Annotated in this window: 9 protein-coding genes; 1 reads left to right on the plus strand and 8 read right to left on the minus strand. The window is 54.3% G+C overall.

Going from position 1 to position 11,985, the window contains the following annotated elements:
- Positions 1 to 34 precede the first annotated feature (34 nt).
- The 7 genes from RHM61_RS13180 to RHM61_RS13210 all read right to left on the minus strand — a co-directional run bounded on the left by RHM61_RS13180 (position 35) and on the right by RHM61_RS13210 (position 8,580).
- A complete protein-coding gene (locus tag RHM61_RS13180; RefSeq protein WP_322247764.1) occupies positions 35 to 1,030 on the minus strand; it encodes a GGDEF domain-containing protein in 996 nt (331 codons plus the stop codon).
- Complete coding sequence (locus RHM61_RS13185; protein ID WP_322247765.1) at positions 1,030 to 1,641, minus strand: chemotaxis protein CheC; 612 nt, start codon at positions 1,639 to 1,641, stop codon at positions 1,030 to 1,032. Before RHM61_RS13185 ends, RHM61_RS13180 begins: the two co-directional genes overlap by 1 nt.
- Entirely contained in the window at positions 1,638 to 2,006 is a 369-nt protein-coding gene (locus RHM61_RS13190) for a response regulator (protein ID WP_322247766.1), read from the minus strand. Before RHM61_RS13190 ends, RHM61_RS13185 begins: the two co-directional genes overlap by 4 nt.
- A 119-nt stretch (positions 2,007 to 2,125) precedes the next feature.
- Positions 2,126 to 3,730 carry a propionate catabolism operon regulatory protein PrpR gene (gene prpR / locus RHM61_RS13195; protein ID WP_322247767.1) on the minus strand — a complete coding sequence of 535 codons (1,605 nt, stop codon included), beginning with the start codon at positions 3,728 to 3,730 and terminating at the stop codon, positions 2,126 to 2,128.
- 116 nt (positions 3,731 to 3,846) lie between these two features.
- The gene (locus tag RHM61_RS13200; protein ID WP_322247768.1) at positions 3,847 to 4,722 is read right to left on the minus strand and encodes an HDOD domain-containing protein; all 876 of its coding nucleotides are present in this window, start codon (positions 4,720 to 4,722) and stop codon (positions 3,847 to 3,849) included.
- 183 nt (positions 4,723 to 4,905) lie between these two features.
- Positions 4,906 to 6,765, minus strand: a complete 1,860-nt coding sequence (locus RHM61_RS13205; RefSeq protein ID WP_322247769.1) for a DUF885 domain-containing protein — start codon at positions 6,763 to 6,765, stop codon at positions 4,906 to 4,908.
- Between the two features lie 105 nt (positions 6,766 to 6,870).
- Entirely contained in the window at positions 6,871 to 8,580 is a 1,710-nt protein-coding gene (locus RHM61_RS13210) for a methyl-accepting chemotaxis protein (protein WP_322247770.1), read from the minus strand.
- Between the two features lie 162 nt (positions 8,581 to 8,742).
- Between RHM61_RS13210 and RHM61_RS13215 the strand changes: the two genes are divergently transcribed.
- Complete coding sequence (locus RHM61_RS13215; RefSeq protein WP_322247771.1) at positions 8,743 to 9,732, plus strand: fumarylacetoacetate hydrolase family protein; 990 nt, start codon at positions 8,743 to 8,745, stop codon at positions 9,730 to 9,732.
- 15 nt (positions 9,733 to 9,747) lie between these two features.
- On the opposite strand, the gene RHM61_RS13220 is transcribed toward RHM61_RS13215, so the two are convergent.
- On the minus strand, positions 9,748 to 11,964 hold the full coding sequence (locus RHM61_RS13220; protein WP_322247772.1) for a patatin-like phospholipase family protein: 2,217 nt from the start codon (positions 11,962 to 11,964) through the stop codon (positions 9,748 to 9,750).
- Between the last annotated feature and the right edge of the window lie 21 nt (positions 11,965 to 11,985).

Below are 11,985 nucleotides of genomic sequence, written 5' to 3' on the forward strand. Positions count from 1 at the left end.
TCGATCAATAGAGGTGGAAAGGACGGTGCTGTGGTCAGGCTGGTGTCGTCGGCTTGTCAAGCTTGTGCTCCGGCAGAGGCAGATAGTAACAGCGGTTGCGGCCGTTGCGCTTTGCTTCGTACAGCGCGGCATCGGCGGTACGTAGCAAGGAGTGTGGGTCTTTGGCTTCGGCTTTGGTGTAGGTGGAAAAACCGACACTGATGGAAAGTCGTTGTACGATGCGCGACATAGCATGCGGGATACTCAAATCCCAAATCGCCAAGCGTAGTTTTTCGGCGAATTGCTCGGCCATCAACTGGCTCATATTCGGTAGCAATAGAATGAATTCTTCGCCACCGAAACGTGCCGCTACATCACTGGCACGCTGTAATTGCGCCTTGAGTGCGCTGGCCACAGCGACCAGCGCCTTATCGCCTTCGACGTGGCCGTAGTGATCATTGTATTCTTTGAAAAAATCGATATCGACCATGAAGATCGACAGGGGCGTATTGCTGCGTATGCCGGTGGCGAGTGCCATTTTGAAATGTTCATCGAAGAAGCGGCGATTGTAAATGCCGGTCAAACTGTCTGTGGTGGCTTCTTTTTTGAGTACTTCTGAATGCGAACGCAGAATTTTTTCACGTTTGATTGAGGTACTGGCATCGGTGATCTGTATCAGGCAACAACGCCGGCCATCGAGCGTGAGGGGCGTCAGTGTGATCGACTGGTGCAGGCGCTTCTTGTCGTGCAATTCCTCATCGCGCGGGTAAAACGGCAGCGGCGAGCGATGTAAGGCATTCGACAGCATCACTGGTAAGCCGTATTTGAGCGTGCTGGCGACAGCATTGGCGAAGGCCGGGCTCGGCGCTTCTGCGAAGGCTGCGCTCAGTAATTTTCCCAAGGCCTGCACCGTGCTGATATCGCTGTGTTTTTCAACCCAAGTATTCCAAAGTATCACGCGTTGCGATTCATCGACCACGATCAAGCCCAAGTTGATCGTATTGAAAATTTCTGCCATCAGGGCAGGCGATGAGGGCAACGCGACCGGCATCAGATTTCTCCTAAAAAGCGATCGATCTGGGTAACCAAGTCTTGCAGCGAGGTAGAACTGAGCAAGAACACCAGATGTCCTTCGGAACGCCGTTTTTCTATCGCCAAATCGATGTGCAACAACAGCAGATACGCTTCATCGTCGGCATGGCCGACGCGGCGGAAAATTTCTTCCATGGTCGCCAGACCGTAGTCGGGCAGCGAGCAATTGAGCGGAATATTGAGCATATCGGCCATCGCCGAGAGGCAGGCATTGAGAATGATATTACCGAGCTCGCACATGGCTTCCTGTTCGAATTCAGCCAAGTCTTCGATGCTGATTTGCGAACCCATCATGTCGCGCACGATTTCCAGCGCATGGTCTTCGGTAAACAGCAAAATAGCCTCGGCTTCGAACGCGCCGCTGAAGGTTTGATGAACCGCGCCGTAGCGCTCACTCTTCATACCCATGACGTCGTTGTCTACTTCGGAAAACTTGCGCACTTCCACCGAGGGCACCGACAGCTTTACTTCGTCGCCGACGATTTCCGACAAACTGGCGGCGGCACGGCCGGCCCCGACATTGAATACTTCGCTCAAGGCATCAAGATGCAGTTCGCTGAGTGCGATCATGGTTCTCTCTTAAAATAATTCAAGACGATGGCAATCGATTTTTCGGTGACCGGTTTGGCGACAAAAATAGCACCGAGCGTGGTGGCGCGAGTTTGCATGGTATCTTGCACATTAGCAGAAAAAATCGCAATCCGGATATGTGGATGGGCCAGCAGAATTTGTTCGGCCGCATCGGTGCCCAGCATACCCGGCATATTAATATCCATGGTACAAAAATCGGGGTGGGCTTCGTCAACCATCTTGATCGCATCTTCGCCGCAACCGGCTTCGATGTATTCCCATTCGGGATGGACGGCTTTGAGATGGGCGCGTATGACCATGCGCGAAACTTTACTGTCGTCAACAATCAATATTTTTTTTGTCATTATCAGGATTCAGCACTGCTTAAATGTAGGGCGGTAGGTGTTTGTGTGATGCCAGCGTGATGCCGACCGGAAAACATTTTACCTTACTCTGTATTCTTATTTCTAGTGAGGATGTTCAATTAATGTTTCTTCAGCTTACGCCATAAGGTGGTACGGCTGATCCCCAGAAAGGCCGCGGCGGCTTCGCGGTTGTGATTGAAGTTGTGCATTACTTGCTCTACGGAAATCTCCTCCTGTTTAATGACGGCCGCTGGAGCTGGTGCGATCGCCAAATTGCCCGTGGTGGTGATTTCTGGTAACACTTTTTGCAAAAAAGCCGGGCTCAGCGCTTGCAGTGGTTCATCCGCCAGAAACAAGCTCAGGCGTTCCATCATATTGCGCAATTCGCGCACGTTGCCGGGCCAATCGTAGCGACATAACAGACCGTAGCAACTGCTGATTTCGGCGTGCAGGCTGGCATGCGGGCGCAGCGCCAGCGCCGCCAAACCATGCTTGAGATACCATTCGGCCAGGGGCATGATATCGTCGCGGCGCTGGCGCAAGGCCGGCAAGTTCAAACGCAGCACGGCCAAGCGGTAAAACAAGTCGGCCCGGAATTGCCCGCTCTCGCGGCGCGCATCGAGATCGCAATGGGTGGCGCTGATGATGCGCACATCGACTGGAATCGGCCGAATTCCGCCTACCCGCACCACTTCTTTTTCTTCCAGCACGCGCAACAAGCGGGTTTGCAGCGGCAGTGGCATTTCGCCTATCTCGTCAAGAAACAGCGTGCCGCGGTGGGCCGCTTCAAACAGACCGGCATGGCCACCGCGGCGCGAACCGGTGAAGGCACCATCTTCATAGCCGAATAATTCCGATTCCAGCAGCGATTCGGCGATGGCACCGCAATTAATTGCGACAAATGGCTGGCGTGCCCGTGCGCTTTCACGGTGAATCGCTTGCGCCGCCAATTCCTTGCCGCTACCGGTTTCTCCTTGCAACAGCACGGCGGCCGGTGAACGCGCAAACAGACTCAGCGTGCGGCGTACTGTTTGCATGGCCTCGGAATCGCCACGCAAATCGTGCAAGCCATGCTTGGCGCGTAACGAGGCCGCCGCCGGATGTTGACGGCCGCGGGTCGATTCCAAGCGCGTTAAATGGGCGATTTCTATCGCATCATCGAAGGCCAGCCGTATCGAGCTGGCCGAATACAGAAAAATTCCGGTCAGACCGGCTTCTTCTGCCAGATCGGTGATCAGACCGGCACCAACGATGGCGCGCACGCCGGCAGCCTTGAGTTCGCTGATCTGGGCGCGTGCATCTTCCTCGGTTACATAGGTGCGTTGCGCCAGCTTGAAGCCGAAGGTGGTTTTGAATTCAGCCAGCTCCGGCAGGGTTTCCTGATAGGTGATCAAGCCGATTTCCGGCGTGACTTTGCGCGCTCGTGCCAAGGCTTGCATGACGTCGAAGCCGCTGGCTTTGGCGATGACCACCGGTACCGGCAAGCGGCACTTCAGGTAGGCACCGTTGGAGCCGGCTGCAATCACGGCATCGCAGCGTTCATGCGCCAGTCGGGTGCGAATATGCTCGACCGCTTGTTCAAAGCCCATTTGCAGCGGAATGATTTCGGCCTGACCATCATATTCGAGCATGATGTCGCGAAACATGTCGAACAGACGGGAAATTGATACCGTCCAGATGACTGGACGATCAGGCGTGTCACGGGTGTGAACGGGAGGTGTCATGTTGTTTCACAGTGAGGCGGAAATGTTTCATCATCAATCAGATGCACTGATTATGAAACATTTCCGCTCACTTGTGCAGGGCATTCCTATACTGCGGCCGGCCGGCACTTGTCTCCTTAAGCCATCAGCGCTGCCGTCAGCGAGCGCAATTCCTCATCCGATTCTTCGAGTATGCTGTTCAAGGTGCCGTCACCAACGACAAAGTCGATTTCGGAGCTGAAGCGTTCCGATTCCGAATACGAATTGAAATCGAGTGGTGACTGGGTACGCGCCAGCTCATTGGCCAGCAGAATCGTATCGCCCAGCGTTTCCGGCGGCATCGCGCGCAAACCGAACCACAGCGCTTCCAGTGCTACCACCACCGCCTGTGGTAATTGCAGATTCTTGATCACGGCGCGGCCGATGATGGATTCCGTGCTTTCGATATCGACTATGGTGTCGGCGAATTCCGGCAAATCTTCGCTGATCTCCGCCGGCTGCTCCGGTTCCAGTAAAGCGGGGAATTCTTCGGCGCGCGAGAGCAGATAAAAATTGCCGACTTCATGCACAATGCCGGAAAACATCGCCGTATCGGGGTCGAGTCGCGTGATACGACGCGCGATCACTTGCGAGAGCGCCGCCACCTGGGCCGTATGCTCCCACAATTTTTGGGTCATGGCGACGATGGCCGGTTCTTTGCTGGTGCCGGCCAGTTGGCGCACGATGATGGTGGCGACGATAGTGCGCAAGCTGCGAAAGCCGAGCCGATTGATGGCCGCTTTGACGTTGGTGACATCGCTGCCGCGGCTGTATGCCGCCGAATTGGCAATCGCCACCACGCGCGCGGCCAGCAGCGGTTCGTTCATGATCAACTTGGTGGCACTATCGACGACGCAATCGGGATCATCGAGCGCTTGCTGAATTTTCAGCGTCGCGGCGACATTGGTCGGAAACACCAAGTCACCTTGGTTGGCTTGTTCGATGATGCTTTTGAGAGCTTTAGATCGGGTCATCGCAATGGTCTACATAGGAGGAATCAAACATCACTGAGGCCGAAACCGCGCTTGAGTTGGCGTAGTGCAGCATGACGCACTGTATTGCTTTATGCACTGCATTTTGCTCGCCTTGACCGGGAAGGTCAACCGAGCATCACGAAAACTTACAATTAACGCAGGATTACGCCATGTTGCTGCCACTCATTGAGCGCGGGCAGACGCTTTTTGTGCGGCTATCCATGCCAGAATTTTGCTCTCCAGCATAGATAACGGCAGCGCACCGTCGCTCAGGATGGCGCTGTGGAAGGCGCGGATATCGAAGTTTTTACCCAATTCTTGCTCTGCTTTATGGCGCAGCTCAAGAATCTTCAAAGCGCCGATTTTATACCCGAGCGCCTGACCCGGCCATGCCATATAACGCTCGATGCACTGGCGTGCCACCGCTTCGCTGTAACCCAGGGTTTTTTGTAAATACGCGATACTTTCTTCGCGTGTCCAGCCCTTGGCATGGATGCCGGTGTCGACCACCAGACGCGTGGCGCGCAGCATCTCATCATTGAGGTGACCGAAATAAGCGGCCGGATCATCTTGATACAAGCCCATTTCATGGCCCAGTGTTTCGGCATACAAGGCCCAGCCCTCAGTATAGGCATTATTGCCGCCGAGTTTGCGGAACTGCGGCATATCCAATTCTTGCTGCAAGGCCAGGTGGAAATGGTGACCCGGTTGGCCTTCATGTAAAAAAAGTGTCGTCATGCCCACCGTGGAGTACTCGTTGGCATTGGTGATGACGGCCCAAAAAATGCCGGGGCGCGAACCATCGGGAGCCGGTGGGCTGTAATGGTCAGAGGCGGCTGCGCGGCTGATTTCCGGTTCGGCGCGAATATCGAGCGCGGCTTTCGGCATGCTGGCAAACAGCGCCGGCAACTTGGCGCGTACCTTGGCATCAATGGCGCGATAGGCGTCGAGTACCTCGGCTTCGCTTTTGTATGGGCGAAAGCCTGCTTGTTGCTCTACCCATGATGGTAAATCTTCCGGCTGGCCGTGATAACCGAGGCGTGGTCCAAGTGTTACATATTCGCTTTGTATGCGTGCTACTTCACGCAATCCGATGGCATGGATTTGTTCCGGGTTGAGCGTAGTAGTGGTTTGACTGGCGACCCAAGCGCTATACCAAGCTGTACCGCCGGGCAAGGCGCTCCAAGCGCTGCTGCTACGACTGGCGGGCAGATAGTCATGTTGCAGAAAAGCGGTGAAGTCACGCAGCGCCGGCAAGATTTGCTGCGCAATGGCATGTTCATACGCCAGGCTGAGGCGGGCTTGATCGGCCGCCGAGAAGCTGGCCGGAAAATGCAGCACCGGCGCATAGTAAGCGTGTTCACGGACATTTTCGTTCAGCAATTGCTGGAATTGCGGCAACATGGCAGTGACCAAGCTACGCGGCAAGACGATGCCGCTGCGCATCCCTTGGCGCATATTGAGCGTGGCTTGCTTCAACCATTGCGGCAATTGTTCCAGTCGGCGCAAGAAAATCTCATAGTCGGCCACCGTATTGAGCGCCTGGGCGCTCTGGCCGCTGGCAAACTGGGCCAGCGTAACTGGCACACTGTCCATTTGGTTGAGCGGCATGAGCTCGTCACGGAATGGCGCCAGCCTCAAAGTGTTACGCAATTCGTAGGCCAGCAAATCATCGCTGATTTGCTCGCTTGCATTCAGGCGCGCGCGGTTTACCGTGCGCAATTCACGCTGCAGTCGACGCAGACCGGCGACTTGTTCGGCCTTGACACCTGGATTGAGGGTTTCAGGCAAGCGATCATCGTAGCGCCGTTCTCCAGCATAGGTGGCAAACAGCGGATCGTAGCGTATTTGTTGCGCGAAATAGCGCTCGGCCAGACTTTGCAATTGACGCGCGCTACTGTTCGTCACGCTATGCTGGGCAGCATCGGCCGCCAGCGCAGTGGCGTGGCAGAGCAGGGGGGGGGCAGCGCACAGGGCGATGCCGAGCACGCCCCCTTGGCTGAATTGGCGAAAAAATTGCTGCAATGTGCGTGACTGAGCCATAGTGCCCTTGAAAAAGGAGGGGGTGCCGAAATAGCACTTACCCCGAGGACAATATATTACGCTCAAACTTGCCGACGATGTTTCTGGTCAGGCATCTTTTTTTGCTTAAAATTCTTCCCAGTCGCCGGTAGTGCTGGCTGCCGGCTTGGCACTGATTTTTTTAGGCGCAGCACGAACCGCACGCACGGCCGGCACGGCCGGTGCAGCCGCTTTGGCTGGTGCGCGTACTGCCGGTGTCTGCACTGGACGCGGCGCGTGGCGAGTATGTTCGGCACCAAGCTGGAAAATACTGACTACTTGCTCCAGCGCAGCCGTCTGTTCTTGCATGCTTTCCGCCGCTGCCGCAGCCTGTTCCACCAAGGCCGCATTTTGTTGGGTAATTTCATCCATCTGCGTGATGGCCAGATTGACTTGTTCAATACCGGCACTTTGCTCTTGGCTGGCGGCCGTGATTTCACTCATGATGTCGGCTACCTGTTTCACCGAAATCACAATGGCATCCATGGTGGTGCCGGCCTGACCGACGAGCTGACTGCCGTGCTGAACTTTTTCTACCGAATCGTCAATCAACAGTTTGATTTCTTTGGCCGCACCGGCGCTGCGCTGGGCCAGATTTCTTACTTCGGCGGCAACCACCGCGAAACCACGGCCTTGCTCGCCGGCACGAGCCGCTTCAACCGCCGCATTCAAAGCCAAAATATTGGTTTGAAAGGCGATGCTATCGATGACACCGATGATGTCGACGATCTTGCTCGAACTATCTTTGATCGAGCCCATGGTATTGACCACTTGGCTGACGATACTGCCGCCCTTGAGCGCCACATCGGAGGCGGAAATCGCCAGTTGATTGGCAGTTTTGGCATTGTCGGCATTTTGTTTGACGGTAGAAGTCAATTCTTCCATCGACGATGCCGTTTCTTCCAGCGAGCTTGCTTGCGATTCTGTACGTGACGATAAGTCTGCATTGCCGGCAGCAATTTCAGCCGAGGCGGTGGAAATCATTGCTGTACTACTGTGAACCTGAGTGATGGTCTGCGCCAAATTATGATTCATATCGACCAAGGCACTGAGCAACTGACCGGTTTCATCGCTGGTGCGCACGTCTATCTTGCTACTCAAATCGCCGGCAGCAACCTTTTTAGCCGCCGCCACGGCAATCGCCAGTGGCTTGGTGATAGAGCGGGCGATCCACGTTGCCAGTAAGGCACTGGCCAGCAGTGCCAGCAAGCCCAGCGCAAACATCAGCGTGCGCGATAAAGCGATGATGTCTTTGATATCTTTGCCATGTTGCTGCATGCTGGCTTTTTGCAGATCGCACAGGCTGTGAATGTCGGCCAGCGCTTGTTGGAGTTTCGGGAAGGTACTGCCAGCCATCATCGCTGCCGCTTCGTCTTTTTGATCGAGTTCAATGAGGTCGGCGGTTTTCGCGAAAGCGCTGACAAACGCTGTGCGCGAGACAGTAAGTCGCTCGATCGCTTGTTTTTCTTGTTCGGTTTGTGCCTGTTGCTTGATTGTTTCCAACAAGTCGGTAATTTTTTTTCTATTTGCATCAATCGCCGCATACAATTTGCTGCGATTGCTTTGTTCCGGCGTAATGAACATTTCCAGTGTGCGGCTGCCATTTTCTTGTACCAGCGAAGCGACTTCCAAACCGCTGATTACACTGACGGCATTCTTATCCAAAATAGCGCTGGTTTTATCGGCAATCTCATTGAGTTGCACTATCGAAAGGATGATCATGAGGACGATGATCAATAAAGAGAGGCCGAAGGCCAAACCGAGTCGGACGCTGATTTTCAGATTAGCGAAGTTCATGCAGACTTCCTTTTGAGTGGTGAGCAAGGGGGGGGGATTTGAATGCCGGCAAGACACAAAATTAGATTAAAAGCAATTTAGTGGACTAACTGGAACTTTACAATAATTTTCAATTTTTCGTTAGGATAAAATTGATTACAGTCATAAATAATTGGAAAATATATGAAGCTTGCAACGCTTAAAGATGGTTCCAGAGACGGTCAACTGATCGTTGTGGCGCGTGATTTGAAAACGGCCTGCATTGCCAACGGCATCGCCCCAAGCTTGCAAGCGGCGCTCGATGACTGGGGTTTCATCGCGCCGCAACTGGAAGCCTTGAGCTTGCGCTTGAATGCAGGACGGGCACCGAACAGTTTTGATTTTGTTGCAAAAAACTGCATGGCACCGCTGCCGCGGGCCTTTCAACGTGTGCATGCCTATGCCTACCCCAACCATCTTGCTCTGTTGCACCAAGCCGAGCAGACCGAGTTGCCCGCTGGTTTTTTGCATGAGCCACTGATGTATCAAGGCGGCAGCGATGCCTTGCTCGGCCCCTGCGATGACATCGTGCTCGCCTCGACCGATGGCGGGGTCGACTTCGAGAGTGGTATTGCGATCATCACCGGTGATGTGGCTATGGGCGTGAAAAGTCAGCATGCCGGCGAGCATATACGTTTGATTCTGTTATCCAACGAGGTGTCGCTGCGCGACTTGATGCCAGCCGAATCGGCCAAAGCCGCCGGCTTTATCCATGCCAAACCAGCTACGGCGTTTGCCCCGGTCGCACTGACACCCGATGAGCTCGGTGAGGCCTGGAAGGATGGCAAGCTGCATCTGCCCTTGCGTTCCAGCTTGAATCAGCGCTTGGTTGGGCAGCCTTTGGCTGGGGTCGACCTGGCATTTTCTTTTCCGCAACTCATTACTCATTTAGCCAAAACCCGCGCGGTCACGGCCGGCAGCCTGATCGGCTCTGGTCCAGTCTCGAACAAAGACGCTGGCAAGGGTTACAGTTGCATCGCCGAAAAACGGGCCTTGGAACAGCTTGCCACCGGCAGCGCCGTGACGCCGTACATGCAGTTCGGCGACAGCATCAAGATCGAGTTGTTTGATAAAAACGGCAAATCCGTGTTTGGTGCAATTGAGCAAAGCGTGGTTGAGGCGTTTTCCCGCTGAGGTGGGGCCGCGTGCTTATTGCCGGCCAAGTTGGAAAAAGACGTTTTTGGAGCCATTCTGCCCAACTGCAAAACCGAGATAAATCGGCCCCATAAAGCTATTAAAACCGGCAAAAACACTCAGACTTTTACGTAGCGAAGCGGCGGTGATTTCTTTGCCGGTGTCCCAGGTATTACCGAGTTCTAAAGAGGTGCCGAGGAATAAACTTTGTCCAGCCATTTCGAAATTGACTGCTCGCAATAAATATGTGGCACTGCCGTAAAGCATGTAATTGCCACGGAATTGATCTTGCTGATAGGCTGATAAACGTTGAAATCCACCCAAAGTCGGGCCCATGGTTTGGTTGGCACCGCTATCTTTGACGAACAAGCCGGCACCGCTGAATTTCAGATTGACGCTGTGGTTGCTCCAACTGTGCGCCCAGACACTGTCGAGCGCGAGCTCTTGGAAATTGGTTTTTGATTTATCCAAGCCGGCGAACAAGCTGCCGCCAAGTTTATAGCCATCGCGCGGAAAACTGCTGTCGCTGAGCTGATCAATCACGACGCTGGTTTTGAACCCGAATTGTTGCAGGGTAGTGTGCGCTAGCGGATAGCTGCTGCTATTACCCTGTGCATCGGTCAACTGAACCATACCAAGCTTGGGAGTAATATTGTACTGACTGAATAAGAAACCGATACGCGCTTCACCGAGTACGCTTTGCTCGCCTATGCGGAAGGCCAAGTCATTGCCGGCCTTGATAGTCCGCATACTGAATTCCGCCACACGGGTGTTGTCGATATAGGTGTTGAAGCTGTCTTGGCTGAACTCGGCGTAGGGTGCCAAGTACATGCCTTCGCGTTCGAACAGCGGTTGGCGCAATTCACTGTGCAGTTTGACGGTATTGCCGAGCTCAATGTCGTTGCGCCACTCCAAGCCGCCCGGTGTCAACCAAGGACGGCGATGCCCGACTTGCAAGCGATAGCCACCGACCCCATCGAAGCCGCTCGACAAACTCAAGCCGAAGCGTACAAAATGTGGTCCCCAATTGCGGCCGTTGGCTTTGATGCGCAAGCCATATTGTTGATCGCGTTGTATCAATTCATGGCCGATGCTATCGAATTCGCGCGCATTATTCAAGATAGCCAGCTTGCGATTGATGGTTTCGGCATTGTAGACGCTGCCGATTTCGATGGACAACTGACGACGGATATCTTGTTCGGGAACCGCGCCGTTGGTCTCGATATCAACAAAACCGATGCGTATGGTTGGTAGTTGCGGATTCAGGCGCATTTGTTGAGATGCTACAAATAAGTGTCCCGATAAGTGTAGCTCAGATAATTTTTCGACCAGCGCGAGGGTCGCTTGTTCACCGATGACGCTGGCTTCTTTGGCGCGGTCGAAGTCGAGAAAGCCGATGTCACGCAGGTCTGGTTCGATCAAGATATCTTGTGGGCGCAGCAGGGCTTTTTGCGCATGGACATTTTGTTCCGTCAAAATGTTGACCATTTGTTGGCTGATATTGAACAGCGTCTGTAATTTATCGCGTGGCAGCAGCGGTGTGCCGATATTGACGGCAATCACGATGTCAGCACCCATGCTGCGCGCGATGTCGACTGGTAAATTGCGTACCAGCCCGCCATCCGACAGTAAACGTCCATCGATTTCCGTCGGTGCAAACACGCCCGGTGCCGCCATACTGGCGCGTATCGCTTTGTGCAGCGCACCTTTGTCGAACACTACCATCTGCCCAGTTTCGAGATCGGTGGCGATGGCGCGGAAGGGAATCGGCAGTTGATCGAAATTGATTGCCGGAGGCAAATGCGCAGTCCAATTTTGTATTAACTCCTGAAACTGGCTGGCCTGGGCTACCCCAGCCGGCAGTCTTACCCCCTCGCTGCTGACGCCAAGCGTGGCACCGAGCGGGTAAAGATCGTCTTCCTCGCGCACCGGTTGCGGCAGGTTGCGGCGGGCCACGCGGTCGAGCGCGATATCATTGAGTTTCAGATTTTCCAGCTTTTTTTCGATTTCCGTAGCAGACAAGCCGGCGGCATACAAGCCGCCCACCACCGCACCCATACTGGTGCCGGCGATGCAATCGATAGGAATATGCATGGCTTCGAGTTGCTTGAGTACACCGATATGGGCAAAGCCGCGGGCACCACCGCCAGACAAGGCCAGGCAAATTTTCGGAGCTTTCTGTGGTGTTACTTGTGTGGCAATATTTTCAGCCTGGACCGTAAAAACGCTCAAAAGCAGAGGTAAAATAGCGAA

This window comes from Undibacterium sp. CCC3.4, assembly GCF_034347425.1.
GTDB lineage: Bacteria > Pseudomonadota > Gammaproteobacteria > Burkholderiales > Burkholderiaceae_D > Undibacterium.